The sequence below is a fragment of the Bacillus sp. BR3(2024) genome, assembly GCF_039134555.1.
Taxonomy (GTDB): Bacteria; Bacillota; Bacilli; order Bacillales; family Bacillaceae_G; genus Bacillus_A; species Bacillus_A cereus.
Genome location: NZ_CP152433.1, coordinates 2,785,585 through 2,807,534, shown reverse-complemented (window position 1 = coordinate 2,807,534; position 21,950 = coordinate 2,785,585). Strand labels below are relative to the sequence as shown.

Here is a 21,950-nt window from a genome sequence, read left to right as displayed (position 1 = left end):
TGCTACAAAACAAGTAGAACAAATAATCATTTTCTCAAAAAATGTTCTGGATAAAGGCAGGTGACATCATGTGGAGAACGTACCTTTATTACAAGTAAAGAAAATGAGTAAGGCGTTTTTAAATCAACTTGTATTAAAAGAAGTGAACTTACAAGTAGAGCGCGGAGATATATACGCTTTAGTGGGGGGAAATGGCGCCGGGAAATCAACATTAATGAAAATATTAACGGGGTTATATTCGTATGATGATGGAGAGATGTATGTAAAAGGAAGGAAGCAACAGTTTTCAAATCCATCAGAAGCACACCGAAAAGGTATTTATTTAATACCGCAAGAACCACTCATTTTTCCGCATATGACTATTGAAGAAAATATATGTATCGGGTTAAAAGAAAAGAAAAAGAAACTAAAAGTACAGATTCAGCAATTGATTAGCAGCTTAGGATGGGATATTGACCTTAATAAACTAGGAGGAACATTATCGATTGCGCAACAACAGTTAGTAGAAATCGTTAGAGGATTAATAAGAGAAGCTGAGATTCTTATTCTAGATGAGCCAACATCGACATTAACAACACACGAAATTAAGAGTCTTTTTGTGTTGATGAAAAGTTTACAAGAAAAAGGAATTGGGATGATTTATATTACGCATCGTTTTCCAGAAATCTTTGAAATTGCCAACAAAGTAGCAATACTACGTGATGGAATGGTTGTAAGCCAAGGTGATGTATGTGACTATACATATGACATGCTGATGGAGGGACTATTGCCAAAAGGATATAAACAGAAAGAGAAAATAGAAGTAGTTCAAGAGACAGTAAAGACGAAAAAAATATTAGAAGTGGTTGATATAAATGGTCACGCATTCGAAAATATATCATTCACTGTACATGCGGGTGAGGTTGTAGGTGTTGCTGGCATTATAGGATCTGGCAGAACGGAATTAGCAGAAGCGATATTTGGATTGAAAACTATAAAATCAGGGTCTATCTTATTGGGTGGAAAATCAATTGATACGTGTTCTTTGCATAAAAGGCTAGACGAAGGACTAGTTTATGTGCCAGAGGATAGGGCGAGGAATGGAATTTTCTCAATTGCTTCTGTTAAAGAAAATATTGCAGCAGCAAGTTTATATCAAAATAATCGCTTTTTTATAAATAAAGAAAAAGAAAGCGCTTTAGTTAATTCGTTTATAGAACAGTTCCGAATTGTTGTACAGGATATGAATAAAGAACTGGCATCTTTATCAGGAGGTAATCAGCAGAAGGTCGTGCTTGCGAAGTATCTTGCATGTAATCCTAAAATTATTATTCTTGATGAGCCGACTCGCGGAATTGATGCGAAAGCAAGGCTTGAAGTGTATGAGACGATAAAAAAAATGAAAAGGGAAGGACTCGCAATTTTATTAATCTCTTCAGATGTTGAAGAAATTGTCCAATTAGTAAACCGTGTATATGTAATGAGAAATGGGCGATTTGTTTCTCATATGGAAAAAGAACAACTGAGTGTGAATGAAGTTACACGCCTTGTATACGGAGGTGTAGCGGAATGAAACATATGTTAAAAATGCATGAAACGTCTATCATACTGTTACTACTAATTTATATAGCTATTGTAGGAATGATAAACCCTAGTTTTATTCAATTTAACTCGTTATCTTTACTGATGAAATCAAGCGTTATTTTAGTCGTGCTAGCAATCGGTCAATCGTTCGTCTTATTTACGAAAAATATAGATGTATCAGTTGGTTCAAGCATGGGGTTAAGTGCAGCAGTTTGCGGAATGATGTTAACGAATGGGTATAGTGCATTCTTGTCGATATTTGTAGCTATTATACTTGGGGCCATTATTGGTTTCGTAAATGGTATTGGAGTTGCGAAGTTTCGGGTACCAGCCATTATTATGACATTAGGCATGTTAGGAATTATTAGAGGTACAATGTTAATTTTCACAGGCGGGAAGTGGATTGAAGATATTCCAAACGATTTTAAGCAGCTGTCATCTATCATCATTCTTGGTTTACCTATAACTGTATGGTTCGTTCTTATTATTTTACTACTACTATACTTCTTTTTAAGAAAAGTGCCATTGGGAAGATACTTTTATGCGGTAGGTGATAATGAAGATGGCGCGAGGCTTATTGGTATACCTGTAAATAAAGTGAAGATATATGCGTTTATGATTTCAGGCATAAGCGCTGCGCTCGCTGGTTGCATATTTGTTATGAATATCGGTTTCGTGCCAAATCAAACAGGTACAGGATTAGAATTACAAGTAATCGCAGCCGCTGTACTAGGAGGAATTCATTTAAAAGGAGGAACAGGATCTTTATTTGGAGCTGCATTAGGAGCGTTATTTTTAGAAACAATAAGTAGCTCACTCGTCTTTTTAAAAATACCAGCATTTTGGAATAATGCTATTTCAGGTTTTTTATTATTACTTATCATCATATTAGATAGTGTTATGAAAAAGTGGAAGGCAGAAAGGAGGATGAATCTATGAAGTATGTATATAGATGGGAAGGGGTTCTAATTGTATTACTTCTTGTAGAATTCATCCTTTTTAGTTTAATAAATAGTGATTTCTTAAATATTAGTAATCTCCTTTTTAGTACAAATGATTTCCTATTTATCGCAATTGCGGCGATACCAATGACTTTTGTTATAGTAACAGGAGGAATTGATGTATCGATCGGCTCAATAATGGGGCTCACTTCAATCTTAATCGGTGTACTTTGGATGAACGGAATACCTATTTTGTTTGCTGTTATAATCGCCCTAATAATTAGTTGTTTAGCAGGCGCTTTAAACGGACTCATTATAAAAATGACGGATGTAGAACCACTCGTCGTTACACTCGGAACGATGTTTTTATACGGGGGAATTGCCCTCGTCATTTCAGGAGGGGCAGGTGCTTCTGGGTACGAAGGAATAAGCGGTTTACCTGACACATTTGTACAACTGACAAACGGTAGTCTTATAGGAATACCGAATTTATTATGGCTACTGATCGTATTAACAGTTTTATGTACTGTATTATTTCACCGAACTATATACGGGCGCCATGTAAAATTAACAGGTGCGAACGAAAATACAGCAAAATACACCGGGATTAAAACGAAAAAAGTAGTCATTATTGCTTACATACTTTCCGGGTTAGGAGGTGGATTAGGAGGCGCTTTCTTAACTGCCTACTTCGGTTCCGCACGTGCTGATATGGGAAGTGAAACAATTTTACCAATCATTACAGCAGTCGTCTTAGGCGGTACACTTATTACAGGCGGAAAAGGAAGCATTATTGGTACTGTACTGGCGAGTATTTTCATTGGGCTCATGCAGTATGGCTTGCAAATGACGGGTTTAACAAATGAACAATCCAATGTAGTAATAGGTATTATCCTTATTCTTTCAGTTATTATGAGACATTTCAAATTACATCAATTCTTAGCGGAGAAAAGAAAGAATTTGCATAAGGGGGAAATGTCATGAAGAGAAAACTGGGGATTGTATTGATTGTATGTATTTGTTTAATCGGTTTAATTGCGTGTTCTAGCCAAACGGCAGATAAGAAAAAAGTTGATGATGTGAAATTTGCATTTATTCCGAAATTAACAGGAGTTGGTTTCTTCACATCGGGTGGTGAAGGGGCAAAAGAGATGGGAGATAAGTTAGGCGTGCAAGTGAAGTATGATGGACCGTCTGAAGCGAGTGTTTCAGGGCAAGTTAAATATATAAACAATTTCATTAATCAAAACTATGATGCGATTATGGTTTCATCTACGTCAGTGGATGGGTTATCGCAATCACTGCAACGTGCTAAGAAAAAAGGGATGACGGTGTTAACATGGGATTCTGATGTGAATCCGAAAGACCGTTCCTTTTATATCAGCCAAGGAACACCAGACCAACTTGCTAATTTATTAATAGAAATGACTTCAAAGCAAATTGGAGATAAAGGAAAAGTAGCCTTCTTTTATTCTAGCCCGACAGTAACGGATCAAAACCAATGGGTAACGAAAGCGAAAGAAATTATTAAAAAGAAATATCCGAACTGGGAAATTGTAACGACGCAGTACGGTGAAAATAATGCGCAAAAGTCTTTGTCAGTAGGAGAGAATATTTTAAAAACGTATCCTGATATTAATGCAGTCATTTGTCCAGATGCAACGGCACTTCCGGCAATGGCACAAGCAGCTGAAAATTTAAAAATGGATAAAAAGGTTGTCGTAACTGGCTTCTCTACACCAAACGTTATGCGTGATTACGTAAAACGAGGAACAGTAGCACAATTTGGTTTATGGGATGTAAAACAACAAGGTGCTCTCGCAACGTATGTAGCAAATGAAATTGTTGTAAAAGGGAAGAAGTTAAAAGTAGGGGATAGCTTCGAAGTAAAAGGAATTGGAAAAGTGAAGGTAGAGCAAAACTCCATTCAAGGATATGATTATGAGGCAGAAGGGAATGGAATTATCGTATTACCAGAACGAGTTGTATTTACGAAAGATAATATTGATAAGTATAATTTTTAGTAGACAAAAAAACGTCCGAATATATCGGACGTTTTTTTATTTCTTCATTAATTATGAACAGTTTCTTTTTCGTTTAATCCAAGTGTACGACCAGTAGAAGTGTGAAGATCTTGGAACAATCTTGGATTTTCAGTTAGTGAAATGCCATATGAAGGAATCATTTCTTTTATTTTTTCTTCCCATTCTACCATGCGGCTTGGGAAACATTTTTCTAATACTTCAAGCATGACGTGAACAGCAGTAGAAGCACCTGGTGATGCGCCTAGTAATGCGGCGATTGAGCCGTCAGCTGCACTTACTACTTCTGTACCAAATTGAAGTGTCCCTTTACCACCAGCATCAGTATCTTTAATTACTTGTACACGTTGCCCAGCAACTACAATATCCCAATCTTCACTTTTCGCGTTCGGAATGAATTCGCGTAATTCTTCCATACGTTTTTCATGTGATAACATAACTTGCTGAATTAAGTATTTTGTAAGTCCCATTTCTTTTACACCAGCGGCTAACATCGTTAAGACGTTATTCGGTTTTACAGAACCGATTAAGTCAAGATTTGAACCTGTTTTTAAGAATTTAGGTGAGAAGCCTGCGAATGGTCCAAACAGTAAAGCTTTTTTATTGTCTATATATCTCGTATCTAGATGAGGTACAGACATTGGCGGAGCACCAACCTTAGCTTTACCGTACACTTTCGCATGATGTTGCTCTACAACTTTTTGGTTTTTACATACCATAAATAGTCCACTTACCGGGAATCCACCGATATGTTTTGATTCAGGGATACCAGTCTTTTGAAGTAGAGGTAGGCTACCGCCACCGCCGCCAATAAAGACGAATTTAGCAGTATGATGCTCAATTTTACCACTATTCATATCGTGTACTTTTACTTCCCACAAACCATTTTTCGTGCGCTTAATATTTTCGACACTATGCTTGTAGTTTAGCTCGACATTTTTTGTTTTTAAGTAATCAAATAACATACGTGTTAATGCACCGAAGTTAACATCTGTTCCAGAGTCAATCTTCGTTGCCGCCATCGGTTCATTAGATGTGCGGCCTTCCATAATGAGTGGAAGCCATTTTTTTAATGTTTCAGGAGCATCAGAAAATTCCATTCCTTGAAACAGTGGATTTTTTGAAAGCGCTTCAAAACGGTTTTTTAGAAACTCAACATTTTTTTCCCCTTGTACTAAACTCATATGAGGTAGTGGCATAATAAAATCTTGTGGATTACGAATTAATTTGCTCTTTACAAGATATGCCCAAAATTGTCTTGAAAGCTGGAATTGCTCATTCACTTTTACAGCCTTACTAATATCTATAGATCCGTCAGCTTTTTCGGAAGTATAGTTCAGTTCGCATAGCGCAGAATGCCCTGTACCTGCATTATTCCATTCGTTAGAGCTTTCTTCCCCGGCACTTGCGAGTTTTTCAAAAACTTTAATTTCCCATTCTGGTGCTAATTCTTTTAGTAATGAGCCTAACGTTGCACTCATAATTCCTGCACCAATTAAGATAACGTCTGTTTTTTGCTGCATGTTGCTCATGATAATCTCTCCATCCCCTATATTGGCAAAAAAGTGTAGGTGTTTTCTATGTCTAAGCCGTAAAAGAGAAACACCGCCTAGGCCCCACCTAGGTGTATACCTTTTTTGTCTCAATTATATAACCATCTCATACTCTATTATAATAATTAATAGACTAAAATATCTAGTGTTATCTGATAATTTTAAACTATTTAACGTTTTATTCGCTAAAAATCTTATTTAACAAGCTCTTTTAAGGTGATAAATAGAAAAAAATTACAGTTTGAAATTATCTCGAAAAAGCTTACGTATCCTTAAGTGACTAAATCGAGTACCTTTTTATAGGATTATTCTTTCTGTAATGGTAAGATTATTCTGAAAAATAAAAAGGAGGGACTCTAATGTGCACAAAAGAACAAATTTCAAACTTATTTCGAAACTTTTCAATAAAGGAATGTAAAGGGTCAAGTGATTTATATGAATATTTATCAATGAAAATTGCTGAAGATGAGGAAGTACTTACACTATCGTCCTATGCTCAGGTAGGTCAACCAGTCCCAAACTTACTATTAGGTGTAGTACATTATTTATTGCTAGCAGGGAAAGAACATCATTTAAAAACGTATTATAGTAGTTTAGTTGAAAATGCTGATACAAATTTAGATAAAGCTTTTAATCATTTTAAAGATTTCTGTAAAGAGTACCGAGAAGAAATCATTACTTTGTTACAAACGAAACTCGTTCAAACAAATGAAGTAAGACGGTGCGCATACTTATACCCAAGTTTCTGCTACATATTTAACAAAGTGAAGAAGCCGTTAGCGTTAATTGAAATTGGGACAAGTTCTGGGTTGCAACTGTTCTGGGACCAATATAGTTATTCGTACGGGACGGATGAAATGTACGGAAATATAAATTCAAATGTGCATGTAACTTCTGAAATAAGAGGGACGAATGTGCCGCATTTTCTAAAAGAAAGCCCATCTGTCGTAGAAAGAATTGGACTGGACTTACATGTGAATGATTTACATAATAAGGAAGATTATTTATGGTTACGTGCTTTAATTTGGCCAGAACATAAAGAAAGGCTTGAGATGTTTGATCAAGCTGCATCTTTAGTGAAAAATGAATCTGTCCAATTAATAGAAGGAGACGGTGTAGAGCTATTATCATCTATTATTGAACAAATAAGTGAAGAAGCTGTTATTTGTATTTTCCATACACATGTTGCAAATCAAATACCAGAACAAGTAAAACATAAGTTAGAAAAACAAATACAAGAAATTGGAGCAAAACGTGATGTATTCCACCTGTATAACAACATGTGGGATCGTGACCTTCATATTGATTATTATATTAACGGAAACGAATATCGTGAAACGGTTGGAGAAACAGAAGGGCATGGGAGATGGTTTAGCTGGAAGATTGGAAATGAGACGCTTATTTAGATTAATAGGGGCGCCCTCACTTGTAAAAGATGGGTCCATAGGCTCAAGCATTGACTAAATGGTTAAGGAATAAATGTATTAGTAACATACAAAAAATGCTTCGGAGAAATCCTAAGCATTTTTTGAATTACATTTAAACCCCATAATGGATCATGTACTTCTGTTCTGCTGCAGCTTGTACAATTTTTGAAGCTAACTCATTCAGCTCATCAGATTTTCTGAAGAACTTTGAGGATGTAACTGTTTCATAGAAAATTGCTAATGATTCAGGCGGGATAATTGTAATACCACAATAAGCTAAACCGTATTTCTGATTTTTAACTGTATGGAAGTAGGTTTTCATAATTGATAAATTTTGATTTAAACTACTGATAATATCATCATCAACAGATATACAATGATATTTCTCTGGTGTATAATCTTCGTAATTTTTTTGAGAAGTAAAATCGTCATTTTGTTTACGTATAATAGAAATGATTATGTAGTTCATTAGTATAGTACTTCATAAAACATCTTCGTTTCTTCTTCGTGAAGACAGTTTACTTATCGGTAAACTCATCGGGAGCCCAAGTGGCGATTTCATTCCCAGGTGCAGCGACTACAAGCCATTCCTCACATAGGACACCAGCTTGCCAACATTCATAATAATCATGAAAACCATTTAAAAAAATAATTTGTCCACTCTCTAATGTAATAATTAAATGAGGGCTTTCTAAGCCAAGTTGTATATCGGTAACTTTTTGTCTTCTTATCTTACATATTCTTTCATATTCTTCTTTCTCAGAATAAACTTCAAATTCATCTTCATTTAATGGGTAGCTTTTTTGAGGTTTATTAAATAAACACCATTTGGATTCGATATTGATATATAATTGTCCGTCATAATAAACTGAGTCGTGAAAGTTTGTGAAATGAATCTTTATAGCGCCTGGAGAAATACCAAATTGTAATCCATCAACTTGTGATCCGATGAATAGATTTTTTAACACTTTTTCAGCGTGAATTTTATCCTCTGTATTCATTATTGAATTCCTCCTTTTCATAAAAATATACCTTATATTTTTATTGTAATAAATAAATTTTCATGTAAAATGAACCTTTTGTGAAAAACGAGCGAATATAGTGTGAAGGATTATGAGAGGGGAACGGAGCTTTGGATGAATTACAATTAAAAGAATGGCTATATAAACGAAAGTATGTTATCTAAAAAAGACCTTGAGAAAGTGTTACTTTCGATTGCTGAATAGATATTTAGTAAAAGAAGCAACTAATAATTATATTATGTAAACTCTTTTTGTAAAACACCCATAAAAAAATGGATGTTTTATATTTTGATATATTAGGTGGAATATATAGTTTAAAAAAGCGGAATACTTTGCGGAAAGTTAAAGACATTTTTCGCAAAGTATTCCGCTTTTACTTCCATTAATCGGTCAAAGTTGCAACTGAAGTATGCATCTGGCCAATTTTTAATGGATAGGTCAGGAGTATTAACATAGACACCTTTTGTAAATGGAAGCATTGCTAAGCGGAAGTCTTCAACCCATCGAATACTTCCACCAGCACCTTCTGGCTGTTCCCAAGTAGCGAATATTGGCATGTTTGATAGTGCTTTTCGGTAAAAGTAAGCAGTTGCCTCATTTGGCACCTCAACAACAGCACCGCCTAATCTGTGGAAAAATACGGAGGTGGTGGAAAAGGGTAAGTTAAATCGTAATTTCTATTTGATTGCCTTCTGGATCGCCTATTACACTTTCATAATAGCCATCTCCAGTAAAACGTGGTCCATTTAATAAAGGATAACCAGCATCTTTTATCACCTTTGTTAGTTCATTCACACGTTCTTCACTACCGACAGAAAAAGCCATATGAGTATAGCCGGTTATGTTTAAATTAGGCTTATTTTCAATCCCTTTTTTACGCATAAGTTCAAGTCTTGCTCCAGATTCGAACGTAATAAAATAAGATTCAAATTGTTTCGTTTTATTATGATATAAAGAGTTTGCTTTACCATTAAAGTATTTCATATAAAAATCACGCATACATTCTAAGTCATTTACCCAAATTGCAATATGTTCAATTTTCATAGGTTTCACCAATCCTATCTGTATCAATTAGGCTTCCACTGTATTAAATTTGCATTTGCATTGCAACAATTTTGCTTCGCTATTAAAGCTAGTTGTTAATTTTTGATTATGTACGTACATACAATATGTAATTAAGTGAATGACCATCATAGTAATTACAGAAAAGGGTGAATGAAGCATATGAATCAATTTGAGCAAATGATGTACGTTGGTGTCATCATGTCTATTGTACTATCCGTAATGATTTTAGGGTCCTTATATTATAATCCTCGACTTTCGTTAACTGATTATCCGAAAGATATTCAAAAAGTAGTTTTTCCAAAATCGATTCATGAAAAAAAGCAAACCATTTATTTTAATATTGTATATAATACTATTCTTTTCGGTACTCCTTTCGTTTCTACATATATACTACATAAGCATGAAAAGTTAATGTATATGGATGCCTATTTACACACTTTTGGTATTTTAATGATTTTCAATTTAGTAGATTTACTTATAATTGATTGGCTAATTTTTTGCTGGATTACTCCAAGGTTTGTTGTGATTCCTAGTACGGAAGGTATGAAAGGATATAAAGATTATAAGTTTCATTTAAGAGGGGCTATTGTCGCTACTCAAATTTTAGCAATCGTAAGTTTATTTTTGGCGGGAATTGCCACAACTATTTAGTGTGAAGAAGGGCATGGAGCTTTTATAAAAGATAAGGAGATTTATAATATATAGAATTAGAAATGAGAATTTGATAGTATTGGAGTAAGGAGTTTTAATAACAGTATATTAAACAATATTAATATACTGTTGCAAATGTTTTGATATTATGTAAAATTATACAATTTTACGGAGGCATTTGATAAAATTCAAAAAAATTTAATGGAGGCTAATATGAAAAAAGTAATTGGCGCAGCAACAGCAACTGTTTTTGGATTGGGAGCGTTTACCACAACTGCTACCGCAGAAACAATCGTAACAGCAGATGTACTTAACGTACGTGAAAAACCGACTACAGAATCAAAAGTGGTCGAAAAAGTAAAGAATGGGCAAGAGTTAAAAGTCATAAATACCGAAGATGGCTGGTCAAAAATTGAGTTGAATGGTAAAGAAGTGTTTGTAAGTTCGGAGTTTACAAAAGATGTATATCATGTAACGGCGAATTTGTTAAATGTACGTACTGAAGCAAACACAGATTCAGAAATTCTTGGCAGACTAAAAAAAGATGATGTAATTGAATCAACGCATCAAGTAAAAGACGGATGGCTGCAATTTGAGTATAAAGGAAAAACTGCTTATGCAAACGTTTCTTTCCTATCAAGTACAGCACCAACTGAAAAGAAAACCGAAGAGAAAACGAAGCAAGTAGCGAAAGTACAAAAATCAGTTAAAGAAAAGAAAGAAGTAAAGACGCAGAAAGTAGCAAAAGCGAAAGAAACAACGAAAGCACAAGAAATAGTAAAGCCTAAAGAAGAGGCAAAAGTAGTAAAAGTTAAAGAAGAACCGAAAGCGCAAGAAATAGTAAAACCTAAAGAAGAGGCAAAAGTCAAAGAAGAAGTAAAAGTTAAAGAAGAAGAAAAAGCGCAAGAAATAGTAAAGCCTAAAGAAGAGGCAAAAATCAAAGAAGAAGTAAAAGTTAAAGAAGAAGAGAAAGTGCAAGAAATAGCAAAGGCTAAAGAAGAAGAAAAAGCGCAAGAAATAGCAAAAGTTAAAGAAGAAGAGAAAGCAAGAGAAATAGCAAAAGCTAAAGAAGAAGAGAAAGCAAGAGAAATAGCAAAAGCTAAAGAAGAAGAGAAAGCAAGAGAAATAGCAAAAGCTAAAGAAGAAGAGAAAGCAAGAGAAATAGCAAAGGCTAAAGAAGAAGAGAGAGTAAGAGAAATAGCAAAGGCTAAAGAAGAAGAGAGAGTAAGAGAAATAGCAAAGGCTAAAGAAGAAGAAAAAGCAAGAGAAATAGCAAAGGCTAAAGAAGAAGAAAAAGCAAGAGAAATAGCAAAAGCTAAAGAAGAAGAGAAAGCAAGAGAAATAGCAAAGGCTAAAGAAGAAGAGAGAGCGAAAGAAGCATCTAAAAACAACATACAGTCTGCTAAACGTGAATTAACGGTAGTAGCGACAGCGTATACTGCTGATCCAAGTGAAAATGGTACATATGGTGGACGCGTTTTAACTGCGATGGGGCATGATTTAACGGAAAATCCGAATATGAGAATTATCGCAGTTGACCCGAAAGTAATCCCATTAGGATCTAAAGTATGGGTAGAAGGCTATGGAGAAGCGATCGCTGGTGATACTGGAAGTGCAATTAAAGGTAATCGTATTGATGTTTTAATGGGTTCAAAAAGTAAAGCTATGAATTGGGGAAGACAAACTGTTAAAGTGAAAATTTTATAATAACAATAATTATCCAAATAGAAGTCAGTTCTCTTTATTGAGGCTGGCTTTTATTTTTTTAGTAGAAGGATAATAGGATTTTTAAATGACTTATTAATAAACCTGTAATAAAACATAAAAATTGTCTCATGTTTAGAAAAACTATTAAGAATGAGGTAAGGAAGTAGAACAGAAGGTTATTGAGAAGTAGAGAAGAATAGTATGTTGAAAACGAAGGGTTAACGTATAATGAAATATATAAATCGGATCAAATCGTTTACTAAACACTTTCACTCATAATAGTGTAATTAAGTTCAAAGGATAGGTGTATTTCATGAAAGAAGTAAGAGAATATATTGAAACAAAGAAACAAGGTGTATTGGAGTTGCAAATAAAAGAAACGGAAGAAAAGCTAGGTGCTGCTTTCCCAAATCAATATAGGGATCTTATTAAATTAGTTAATAATGCTGAAATAGGGGAATGGATACTATATCCGATTAAAGATAATAGAAATGTAACGAAAACTTGGGATGATATTGTTAGACAAAATATTGACATGAGAGATGAGTCTATACCAGAAAATCTTATCATAATTGGTGACGATGGTTCAGGGGATAAATTGTGCTTTAAAATAAATAATGGAAAAATGGATGATAAAATATATATTTGGTATCACGCGGATGACGAAATGGAAGAAATATCTCCGAGTTTAAAAGAATTTATTATGGAAACTATTCAGGAAGACGATGTTTTTTAGTCTTAATTATTATCATTTTGTGAATCATTCTTATAAAAGGCGAGGATAGAATATGACAATAGAATTATATGGCGCACATTGTAATGAGCGGAAAGGGTATAGAGTAATTGAAGGAAGAGGTTCATATAATCATTACTTTGGCGGTCAAGATTGTAATTTGCCAGTATGTAAGTTATGCGGTGAGAAGATGCATCAAATTCTCTGTTTTGATTTAAAAGATGGGAGACTTGCTGAACTTAAAAGTAATGAACTAAATATTTTACCATTCGTTTCATGCTTGAACTGTGCGATGGTGTGGGAACCGCAATATTTTCAGTTAAGTGATGGAGGTAAAACAGTTCAAATCATAAAGCAGCAAAATACAGAAGAATGGATAATGGAAGAGGAAGATAAGTTACCAGTTTCATTACCAAAAACAACGGTAAAGCTTATAAATATGAAAAATGAAGATATACCTACAGATGAAGATAGTTACTGGGAAGCTTTTGACTTGTTCGGTTCTGAATATGTATGTAGATTATTAGGGGCACCATTATATGCGGATCTTCCAGAGCATTTGGCGTGTCCAACTTGTTCTAAAGAGATGAAGTATGTTGCTACAATTACACAAGATATCGAGGAACGTGAACTTATTTCAGTAGTTGATTTCCAGTTTGGGGAAATGAATATATACTATTATTTATGTAAAGATTGTTCAATTATAAAAACGGAAACACAAAGTACATAACAAGACTAACATATTATATTAGTCTTGTTTTTGTATCGCAACATCATTAAGAATCGCATCAAATATATCTTTTTGCGTAAAGTTATCTGTAAAAATAGTTTCTCTGGCAACCTCAATTGTATCGTGCGGATTATACCATTTTTGGAGGGAATCTTCACCAAATTCATATCGTTTGTCCCTTGTGTTATGTCGTCTAATAATTTCCTCTAATGATAAATCAAAGTAATATGCAAATGCATTTTCATCAAAATAACGAATTAATTCTTTTAACATCTCACCATACCTATGACTGTTCAATATACCTTCTAAAATAACAAATTCACATTTTCCTTTTCCGTACTTCGTAATTTCAAATAGTAAATCATGTGATAAATTACCCATTGTGTCGTGTACTCTAAGCATATCTCTACGTACAACATCCTGTGATACTAAAAGTGTTCCTTGTCCGAAATGTTCTTGTAGTTGTTTTGCAATCGTTGTTTTACCACTTGCGGAGTTTCCTCTAAGAATGATTAAAGTGGATGTAAGTATAGGATTAGACATAATGTATTCCCCCCCAACAGCATTAATTATATAGAAAATTTTAACAAATAAAGTGAGGAAAGTGTATAATTAATATGATGGATATTTAAGGAGGGGGTAAGATGGGAGATATATTAAAAAATGCACAACCTATATGGAAACGGACTTGGTTTCGTTATCTAGGGGCATTTTTTATTGTTCAGTTACTGTTTACCCCGCATTAAAGGGCAGTAAGACCCCCACCTCAAAATTCAGCGAAAGCGAAGAAGTTAGGTGGGGGGATCAACTGCCCGTAAAAGCCCGATTGGTTCAACTAATAATCAGTAGGGGATGAACAAAACCCCCACTGATTAAAGTTTCACTTTATTTTGTGTGAAATCACTGCGTGGGCGCCAAACTTTAGGCCAGGCGGAGAGTTTTTTAATAGAATATTAAATTCTCAATTTTTCACTGAATGGTTCACACTCTATACAATCCCGCAACTTAACGTATTTACAGCATTTTTTGCGATTACATTACTACCATATGCATTAGTAGGTGCAATGAAAGATGTAACAGCAAGAAAAAATATAAAGAAATAATAGAGGTATAATATGCTTTTTCAAAAAGAAGGTTTATTGATTAGATACGTAATGGAAGATGATGCATCTATCATTTCTAAATGGTTAACGGACCCGGCAGTCCTGCGGTATTACGAAGGACGAGATAATCCGCAATCTGTAGAAAAGGTGCTTGATCATTTTATACATAGTCCAAACAGTAATGAAAAAAGATGTTTAATAGAATTTGATACCATTCCGATTGGTTACATACAAATGTACCCAGTGGATTCAGAGTGGAAAGCGTTATATGGCTATAAAGAATCACAAAATGTATGGGGTATGGACCAATTTATCGGTGAACCAGCCTATTGGGGAAAGGGAATTGGAACAAAACTCGTTCAGGCAGCAATTACATATATTATGGGTGAAATGGGAGCAGAAGCAATTGCAATGGATCCGAAAGTAAATAATGAACGAGCAATAAAGTGTTATGAAAAAAGTGGATTTAAAAAAGTAAAGATTTTAAAGGAACATGAGTTGCATGAGGGGAAATTAGAAGATTGTTGGATGATGGAATATAAACAATAATAATGGCTTATACAAATAAAGGGGGATGTGTGAAATGAAAAAAGCATTAATCGTAATTGATGTGCAAGCGGGTATGTATACAGCTGGAATGCCAGTACATAATGGGGGAAAGTTTTTACAAACATTGCAAGAGCTTATTAGGGAATGTCGTTCAAATGATATTCCAGTTATTTATATCCAACATAACGGTCCTAAAGACCATCCGTTAGAAAAAGGTACGGATGGATGGCGAATCCATGCGGCCATCGCTCCGCAAGAAGGAGATAATATAGTTGAAAAGACGACTCCAGATTCATTCCATAATACAAACTTAAGCGAAGTGTTACAAGAGAAAGGAATTGAACACGTTATTCTTTCGGGAATGCAAACAGAGTATTGTGTAGATACGACAACGCGCAGAGCATATAGTGAAGGGTATAAAGTAACGTTAGTGAGTGATGCGCATAGTACATTTAATACAGAAGTGTTACGTGCTGAAGATATTGTGAAACATCATAACGCAGTATTGGGAGCGTTTGCGGATGTTGTTGCAGTAAAAGACTTAAAAGTGGCTGCCTCTAAATAAGAGGCAGTTTTTTATTAGAAAAAATAGCGTCAAATATTGTTAGTAATTCGGTATTTTGAAATAATCACTTATATAATTTCACGTACCATAATGAAAAAATACAAAAAAGGAGCACCACATAGTTAAAAAGGGCGCTCCTGCATTAAAACGTTACTTTTTCTTATCTTTATCCAATATATTTTGTTCTTCAGCAAACTCTGTACCATATGCAAAGCGGCGATTAATACGAATGTTATCATTGTTGTGCCTTGTATGAGAGTTAGAGAAGCGATGAACGATTACTTCAGATAAAGTGAAGACGATGGCAGAAAGGATACTGCCCCATGCAATTTGCATATAGTTGTCTAATAAAATATTACCGAAAATCCATACGCTTAAATATGTTAATAAGAAATCCGACATAATGGCACCAGTATTGCCAATTCGATTTAAAATAATTTTATCAACGAACATGTAGGATACGATTGTAACAAAGAGACTGAATGAAATAATTTGAACAAACGTTGCAGGGAAAAATAAAGCAAGCCCAATGCTAAATGCGATAATGCACGATATAAACTTGATAAGCACTACTGTGAAATCATTCAAAATTTACACCTCCGATTTATACATAGTTTTTCAATAAATTCTGGAGTTCATACATTGTAACGGATTTATTTACATAAAACTTTTTCATGTTCGGAATTTAGTCTAAATATTATAAAAACAATGAAAAAATGTTATAGTAAAATGAGAGTGTATGACATTTTTAGGTAAGGGGGAATCCAAGATGTGGATTACTTCAGAAGTAGAAATTCCAGATGAGTTAATTGATCACCTTGAGCAAGGAAAGTTAGTATTATTTGTTGGAGCGGGAGTTTCTATGAAAGGGAAATCAAACTTACCGAATTTTGATGATTTAGTTGATGAAATTGCAAAAACGTTATATGTCGAAAAACGTGAAATAACAGAGCCACATGATTATTATCTTGGCAAAATTGCGAAAACAAAAGATGTACATCAAGTCGCAAGAGATCTCGTTCATATAGAGAAATCAAAACCGAATCCATTGCATTATGCAATTCCAAGGTTATTTCCTTTAGATACAGATATCCGCATTGTAACAACAAATTTTGATCAACATTTTACAACTGCAATTAAAGAAATAAATAGAGATATCAATGTTTATTACGCTCCAGCTTTACCGACTGGGAGAGCTTTTAAAGGTCTTGCTTACATACATGGTAATGTAGAACAGGAGAAAGAGGCTTTAATTTTAACAGATGGTGATTTTGGAAGGGCTTACTTAACGGAAGGGTGGGCGAGAAGGTTTTTAGTTGATCTATTCTCAAATTACACCGTTTTATTCGTTGGATATAGTCATAATGACCCAGTAATGAAATATTTAGCAACTGGTTTACCACCAAGTACAAGACGATTTGCTTTTGTCGCACAAGGAGAAAATACGTACCACTGGGAACATTTGGGGATAAGGCCAATTGTGTATCCGAATAAGGTGAATAATCATCAATCCCTTGTAAAAGCGGTAAAACGCTGGGCTGAATTAATGGGTGATAATTATATTACGAAAAGAATGCGTATTCGGGATATTGTAACGGTTCCCCCGTCAGTAGAACAGGAACAATTATCATACATAAAGCAATCGATTAAAAAAATTGAAACAGTACGTTACTTTGTGGAATTTGCTCATGATTATGAATGGGTCGAATGGTTAGAAGCAGAAGGTAAATTACAAAATTTGTTTATGCTTACGCCAAACTATAATGAAGTAGATGAATTACTTGCAGAATGGTTAGTGGAACAATTTCTTTTTAGTCATCAGAAAGAATTATTTCAATTAATTTATAAAAACTATTCTAAAATATCACCGTTATTATGGAGAACAATTTGTAACTACTTAAACGAAACGAAGAGTAAGATGGACCCGTTGTTGTTTGCAAGGTGGACACTCCTTTTATTAGAAACAGCTGAAAAAGATAGTAGCTCTATAGAAAAGATTTCTAAGTTACTGCAAAAATGTTCTTTTCCTGAGCATAAAGAAATTGCCTTATTGTTACTAACTTTTATTTTAGACGGAAAACTGAAGTTGAAACGTGTAAGAAAATGGGGAAATGATACGCAAGAATCAATAGAACTCGAGGAATCGAGTCGCTTACCAGTATCTACATTTTCTCATGTGGAGCAAATTTGGAACGAAAAGATGAGGCCATATATCGCTTATTATGCTGTTCCAATTATGATGATTGGATTAGAAAAATTGAGAATGTTGTCGTTAAGACAAACGGCACTGAAAAAAAGAAATAAGGAAAATGTAGAGAAAGAGTTTCATCAAAATGATCTTGCATTTTTAATACGAATTGTAAAAGAGTGTCTAACTTATTTATGCGAAAACAATGAGAAAAAAGCGGATTATTATATTACAGAAATGATAGAAGCAAATAGCGTACTTCAAAAGCGAATTGCAATTGATGCGATGAATAAAAATATTTTTGTTCGTGTAGATGACAAAATGAAATGGTTGTTACATGAAGGACTTCTTTTAGATTTCACTTATAAACACGAAGTTTTTCAACTTTTAAAAAGGCATTATGCACATTGTTTAGAAAAAACAAAAGAAGAAGTCACTCGAACTGTAATAAAGCATCTTACAGAAGAGCGGGTATTTGATGCATGTCTCGTATTAGACTTATTATTCAAGTGTGATTCGAATAGCCCATCTACGGCAAATGGGTATGAGTTAATGAAGCAAAAGCATCCTCATTTTCATTCTGAACGATACAGTGTACAAAAGAAAGAGGATACAGCAGAAAGCATTACTTGTAATGTAACTGCTGACGGATTATTGCAGCTGAAAGATGTTGAAATTATGAAGCAAGTTCAGCAATTTTCGCAAGATGGTGTTTTTGAACAACGCCATTTTTTAGAGATGTTATCAAAAGCATGTAAATTAAACACAGAGTGGAGTATTTCATTTGCATACCAATTAGTAGGAGTGCAAGAAATAAGTAATGAAGTATGGTTTGTTTGTATTAGAGAATGGCGAAATAATCGAGGATTGACGAATGAGCAAATCCAAAAAATTATTCCGCTATTGCAGAAATTTGTTAGAAATACTGCTTTTCATTGGTTAATTAGTAGTTTTCTATATGAAATTAGTAATCGACTAGAAGAATTAGAAGAGAATAGTATACGTGTTGTAAAACGATTTGCATTTTCAGTGTTTCCTCAAGTTATGAAGAGTGATACAGACTTTAAGCTTGGGAAACAAGATTTTTATAATGAATCAATTCAGCATCCAGTTGGAAAAATGACGGCTGTATTATTAAAGTTGTTATCATATGATCATTTATACGATCGTAATGTATATGAATATTTATTTTTATTTGAAGAACAAGTAAGAGTTAATTCGGAACGAACAAACTTTATGTTTGCTCGTTTAATAGCAGATATTACATTCCTATATCATATTGAAAAACAATGGTGCCGAAAATATTTGTTACCATACTTAGATTTAAAAAAACAAAATGAGATTACGGAATATGCATGGGCCGGCTTATGTTACACGCAAATAAATCTACCTTTATTTACAGAAATGAAGCGATTTATTAAGTATGCGATAGAACATTTGGAAGTATTACATCCGCATACGAGAGAAGCTTTCTTGAAGTGGCTTAGCTTTGTATTTATTAAATGTGTACTATATTGGGATCAAAAAACAGATTGGTTATACCCGTTACTCATACTAGAAAATGAAGAAAATAAAATTAAGTTTATGCAGTTTTTATGCTATTACGTCAAAACATTAAGTGTAAAAGAACAACAAAAATTTTGGACAGCTTGGCTCAGTGTATTTTTGCGAGAACGACCAAAAATGGGTGAGATAACTGCAAGAGAATATGTAATGCTTTTACGTATTATTTTATACATGGATGAAATATTAGAAAAAGGATTATGTATTATGTCTCGTGCATTTTCAAGTGTACATGGTAAATGTGCAGGTGAGGAAATGAAGCAGTTATTGATTGAAATGCTTCATAAAAAAGAAAGTATGAAAGCGCATAAAGAAATATTTGCAAATGTGTTTTTTATTTTACTACAAACATGTCACGAAGCCGTTTTATTTGAAAAAGAAATCATAAAAATAAAAGAATTATTAGTTCAGTATGAAGTAGAGGAATATGTTTTACATTTACTAGAAAATGAAATAATTCGCATAGGAATTGTAATGGGTGATTTACAAAAAGAATTATAGGACGAAAGTGGAATTTAAAAAAATATATAAAAAGTTGTTGACAGTGTTTTGAAAAGCGTTCTATAATACGAATCATACTTATTCAATTTCAAAAACATTTGAATAAACAAAGTGCAATGAAGAGATCACAGTAGTGGTTAGTCTTACTGTAACAGAGAGCTGGTGGTTGGTGTGAACCAGTACAGGGATAATCATGAATTACAGTCTTGGAGCATCTTTTTCGTAATAAAGATAGTTTGTCTTTATGAGGAAAAAGCGGTCAATTGATCGTTAACAGTGAAGAGAGGTAGACGGAAAGTTAGTCTACAACTAGGGTGGTACCGCGATAAATATCGTCCCTACTGATTTATTCAGTAGGGACTTTTTGTATTTTAGTGGTTCAACTTGAAAATTAAATAGTCATGCATTGAAAGGAAAAGCAGTAGTTGTTGTTTCCCTGTAACAGAGAGCTGGTGGTTGGTGCAAACCAGTACATAAACAAGAGCGAATTACAGTCCTGGAGCATCTTTTTCGTAGTAAAGATAGTATTGTCTTTATGAAGGGAAAGACGGTCAGATGATCGTTAACAATGAAGAGAGGTAGACGAAAGAAGTCTACAACTAGGGTGGTACCGCGATAAATATCGTCCCTACTGATTGGATCAGTAGGGCTTTTTTGTACAAAAAAGTGGATTTTTAACTAGTAGTTTATGTCTGTGTACGAATTATTAGTTTAAAATAAGAAGAGGTATCGATTCCACTATAAATTTGTATAATTAGTCAGTTCAGAAAATAGAGAATTTTTTATTCTCTTACTATACTTTTAAAACATTAGAGGAGGATTTCCAAATGGCAAATCATGAATTAGATCAATTACGTAAACAGGTAGATGAAATTAACTTACAACTATTACACCTTTTAAACAAACGTGGTGAAATTGTTCAAAAAATTGGAGAGCAAAAGCAAGTACAAGGCACGAAACGCTTTGATCCAGTACGTGAGCGTGAAGTACTTGATATGATCGCAGAGCATAACGAAGGACCATTCGAAACATCAACAGTTCAACATATTTTCAAAACGATTTTCAAAGCAAGCTTAGAGTTACAAGAAGATGATAACCGTAAAGCGTTACTAGTATCACGTAAAAAGAAACAAGAAAATACAATCGTTGATGTAAAAGGTGAATTGATTGGAAACGGAACACAAACGTTCATTATGGGACCTTGTGCAGTAGAAAGTTTAGAACAAGTTCGTCAAGTAGGGCAAGCGATGAAAGACCAAGGCTTAAAATTAATGCGCGGTGGTGCATTCAAACCGAGAACTTCTCCATATGATTTCCAAGGTTTAGGAGTAGAAGGACTTCAAATTTTACGTCAAGTAGCAGACGAGTTTGACTTAGCAATTATTAGTGAAATTTTAAATCCGAACGATGTTGAAATGGCATTAGACTACGTTGATGTAATTCAAGTTGGCGCACGTAACATGCAAAACTTCGATTTATTACGAGCTGTAGGTAAAGTTAACAAACCAGTATTATTAAAACGTGGATTAGCAGCAACAATTGATGAGTTCATTAACGCAGCGGAATACATCATTGCGCAAGGTAACGATCAAATTATTCTTTGTGAGCGCGGTATCCGCACATACGAAAGAGCAACACGTAACACATTAGACATTTCTGCAGTACCAATTTTAAAGAAAGAAACACATTTACCAGTTATCGTTGATGTAACACATTCAACTGGACGCAGAGATTTATTATTACCAACAGCGAAAGCGGCACTAGCAATTGGCGCAGATGCAGTAATGGCTGAAGTTCATCCAGATCCAGCAGTTGCATTATCAGATTCTGCACAACAAATGGACATTCCAGAATTCCATAGATTCATGGATGAGTTAAAAGGTTTCAAAAATAAATTATCTTAATTCCATATCATATATGCGTTGAAGAGGAAACAGTAGTGCTTATCTCACTGTTAAAGAGAGCTGATGGTCGGTGTGAATCAGTACAAAGGTAAGCATGAATTACAGCCTTGGAGCATCTTTCCCGACAACTTTTGGAGGGTAAG

Annotated in this window: 21 protein-coding genes, 1 pseudogene and 3 other annotated features (1 of these 25 running past the window's edge); of the genes and pseudogenes, 15 read left to right on the top strand and 7 right to left on the bottom strand. The window is 34.2% G+C overall.

Annotated elements, in window-relative coordinates; translation table 11 throughout:
- Positions 1 to 70 precede the first annotated feature (70 nt).
- Genes V7S45_RS14565 through lsrB form a run of 4 tightly spaced genes read left to right on the top strand, consistent with a single transcriptional unit; the run spans position 71 to position 4,528 of the window.
- On the top strand, positions 71 to 1,552 hold the full coding sequence (locus V7S45_RS14565; protein WP_000432616.1) for a sugar ABC transporter ATP-binding protein: 1,482 nt from the start codon (positions 71 to 73) through the stop codon (positions 1,550 to 1,552).
- Entirely contained in the window at positions 1,549 to 2,502 is a 954-nt protein-coding gene (locus V7S45_RS14560; RefSeq protein WP_000682144.1) for a sugar ABC transporter permease, read from the top strand. The genes V7S45_RS14565 and V7S45_RS14560 overlap by 4 nt, the downstream gene beginning before the upstream one ends.
- Positions 2,499 to 3,488 carry an autoinducer 2 import system permease LsrD gene (locus V7S45_RS14555; RefSeq protein ID WP_025687463.1) on the top strand — a complete coding sequence of 330 codons (990 nt, stop codon included), beginning with the start codon at positions 2,499 to 2,501 and terminating at the stop codon, positions 3,486 to 3,488. The genes V7S45_RS14560 and V7S45_RS14555 overlap by 4 nt, the downstream gene beginning before the upstream one ends.
- Positions 3,485 to 4,528: an autoinducer 2 ABC transporter substrate-binding protein LsrB gene (gene lsrB / locus V7S45_RS14550; protein WP_000823661.1), complete on the top strand. Its 1,044-nt coding sequence runs from the start codon at positions 3,485 to 3,487 to the stop codon at positions 4,526 to 4,528. Before V7S45_RS14555 ends, lsrB begins: the two co-directional genes overlap by 4 nt.
- Before the next feature lie 47 nt (positions 4,529 to 4,575).
- Here the strand turns inward: lsrB and V7S45_RS14545 are convergent, their stop codons facing one another.
- Positions 4,576 to 6,078: a malate:quinone oxidoreductase gene (locus tag V7S45_RS14545; protein ID WP_000069138.1), complete on the bottom strand. Its 1,503-nt coding sequence runs from the start codon at positions 6,076 to 6,078 to the stop codon at positions 4,576 to 4,578.
- A 380-nt stretch (positions 6,079 to 6,458) separates the two neighbouring features.
- Here V7S45_RS14545 and V7S45_RS14540 point away from each other — a divergent pair, with 380 nt between their 5' ends.
- Positions 6,459 to 7,505, top strand: coding sequence for a DUF2332 domain-containing protein (locus V7S45_RS14540; RefSeq protein WP_000337443.1), 1,047 nt, complete (start codon positions 6,459 to 6,461; stop codon positions 7,503 to 7,505).
- A gap of 133 nt (positions 7,506 to 7,638) precedes the next feature.
- Here V7S45_RS14540 and V7S45_RS14535 read toward each other — a convergent pair whose 3' ends face one another.
- The 4 genes from V7S45_RS14535 to V7S45_RS14520 all read right to left on the bottom strand — a co-directional run bounded on the left by V7S45_RS14535 (position 7,639) and on the right by V7S45_RS14520 (position 9,592).
- A complete protein-coding gene (locus V7S45_RS14535; protein ID WP_001106574.1) occupies positions 7,639 to 7,995 on the bottom strand; it encodes a hypothetical protein in 357 nt (118 codons plus the stop codon).
- Between the two features lie 49 nt (positions 7,996 to 8,044).
- A complete protein-coding gene (locus V7S45_RS14530; protein WP_001090915.1) occupies positions 8,045 to 8,527 on the bottom strand; it encodes a hypothetical protein in 483 nt (160 codons plus the stop codon).
- 335 nt (positions 8,528 to 8,862) lie between these two features.
- Positions 8,863 to 9,153 carry a BBE domain-containing protein gene (locus tag V7S45_RS14525; RefSeq protein ID WP_002041349.1) on the bottom strand — a complete coding sequence of 97 codons (291 nt, stop codon included), beginning with the start codon at positions 9,151 to 9,153 and terminating at the stop codon, positions 8,863 to 8,865.
- 58 nt (positions 9,154 to 9,211) lie between these two features.
- On the bottom strand, positions 9,212 to 9,592 hold the full coding sequence (locus tag V7S45_RS14520) for a VOC family protein (RefSeq protein ID WP_000687535.1): 381 nt from the start codon (positions 9,590 to 9,592) through the stop codon (positions 9,212 to 9,214).
- A gap of 180 nt (positions 9,593 to 9,772) precedes the next feature.
- On the opposite strand from V7S45_RS14520, the gene V7S45_RS14515 reads away from it, so the two are divergent.
- The 4 genes from V7S45_RS14515 to V7S45_RS14500 all read left to right on the top strand — a co-directional run bounded on the left by V7S45_RS14515 (position 9,773) and on the right by V7S45_RS14500 (position 13,434).
- Positions 9,773 to 10,264 carry a hypothetical protein gene (locus V7S45_RS14515; protein WP_001071244.1) on the top strand — a complete coding sequence of 164 codons (492 nt, stop codon included), beginning with the start codon at positions 9,773 to 9,775 and terminating at the stop codon, positions 10,262 to 10,264.
- A 213-nt stretch (positions 10,265 to 10,477) separates the two neighbouring features.
- A complete protein-coding gene (gene entB, locus V7S45_RS14510) occupies positions 10,478 to 11,971 on the top strand; it encodes a cell wall-binding protein EntB (protein ID WP_342761416.1) in 1,494 nt (497 codons plus the stop codon).
- 313 nt (positions 11,972 to 12,284) lie between these two features.
- Positions 12,285 to 12,707: an SMI1/KNR4 family protein gene (locus V7S45_RS14505; protein WP_000665935.1), complete on the top strand. Its 423-nt coding sequence runs from the start codon at positions 12,285 to 12,287 to the stop codon at positions 12,705 to 12,707.
- A 52-nt stretch (positions 12,708 to 12,759) separates the two neighbouring features.
- The gene (locus V7S45_RS14500) at positions 12,760 to 13,434 is read left to right on the top strand and encodes a hypothetical protein (RefSeq protein ID WP_000151352.1); all 675 of its coding nucleotides are present in this window, start codon (positions 12,760 to 12,762) and stop codon (positions 13,432 to 13,434) included.
- 18 nt (positions 13,435 to 13,452) lie between these two features.
- On the opposite strand, the gene V7S45_RS14495 is transcribed toward V7S45_RS14500, so the two are convergent.
- On the bottom strand, positions 13,453 to 13,977 hold the full coding sequence (locus V7S45_RS14495) for a kinase (protein ID WP_025687147.1): 525 nt from the start codon (positions 13,975 to 13,977) through the stop codon (positions 13,453 to 13,455).
- Between the two features lie 101 nt (positions 13,978 to 14,078).
- Here V7S45_RS14495 and V7S45_RS14490 point away from each other — a divergent pair, with 101 nt between their 5' ends.
- The 4 genes and pseudogenes from V7S45_RS14490 to V7S45_RS14475 all read left to right on the top strand — a co-directional run bounded on the left by V7S45_RS14490 (position 14,079) and on the right by V7S45_RS14475 (position 15,651).
- Positions 14,079 to 14,180: a YfzA family protein gene (locus V7S45_RS14490; RefSeq protein ID WP_000502345.1), complete on the top strand. Its 102-nt coding sequence runs from the start codon at positions 14,079 to 14,081 to the stop codon at positions 14,178 to 14,180.
- A 138-nt stretch (positions 14,181 to 14,318) separates the two neighbouring features.
- Positions 14,319 to 14,537, top strand: a pseudogene (locus V7S45_RS14485) (YfzA family protein); the annotation flags it as partial.
- A gap of 12 nt (positions 14,538 to 14,549) precedes the next feature.
- Positions 14,550 to 15,086, top strand: coding sequence for a GNAT family N-acetyltransferase (locus tag V7S45_RS14480; protein WP_000898772.1), 537 nt, complete (start codon positions 14,550 to 14,552; stop codon positions 15,084 to 15,086).
- A 34-nt stretch (positions 15,087 to 15,120) separates the two neighbouring features.
- Positions 15,121 to 15,651: a cysteine hydrolase family protein gene (locus V7S45_RS14475; RefSeq protein ID WP_025687149.1), complete on the top strand. Its 531-nt coding sequence runs from the start codon at positions 15,121 to 15,123 to the stop codon at positions 15,649 to 15,651.
- Between the two features lie 150 nt (positions 15,652 to 15,801).
- On the opposite strand, the gene V7S45_RS14470 is transcribed toward V7S45_RS14475, so the two are convergent.
- Entirely contained in the window at positions 15,802 to 16,239 is a 438-nt protein-coding gene (locus tag V7S45_RS14470; protein WP_000997702.1) for a YndM family protein, read from the bottom strand.
- Positions 16,240 to 16,420: 181 nt separating this feature from the next.
- Between V7S45_RS14470 and V7S45_RS14465 the strand changes: the two genes are divergently transcribed.
- Together V7S45_RS14465 and V7S45_RS14460 are read left to right on the top strand one after the other, a co-directional pair.
- Positions 16,421 to 19,903: a DUF4020 domain-containing protein gene (locus tag V7S45_RS14465; protein WP_000265214.1), complete on the top strand. Its 3,483-nt coding sequence runs from the start codon at positions 16,421 to 16,423 to the stop codon at positions 19,901 to 19,903.
- Between the two features lie 107 nt (positions 19,904 to 20,010).
- Positions 20,011 to 20,246: a binding site (T-box leader), on the top strand.
- Between the two features lie 54 nt (positions 20,247 to 20,300).
- Positions 20,301 to 20,536: a binding site (T-box leader), on the top strand.
- A 194-nt stretch (positions 20,537 to 20,730) separates the two neighbouring features.
- Positions 20,731 to 21,807, top strand: coding sequence for a bifunctional 3-deoxy-7-phosphoheptulonate synthase/chorismate mutase (locus tag V7S45_RS14460; protein ID WP_001273575.1), 1,077 nt, complete (start codon positions 20,731 to 20,733; stop codon positions 21,805 to 21,807).
- 9 nt (positions 21,808 to 21,816) lie between these two features.
- Positions 21,817 to 21,950 (top strand) — a binding site (T-box leader) (it continues 86 nt past the right edge of the window).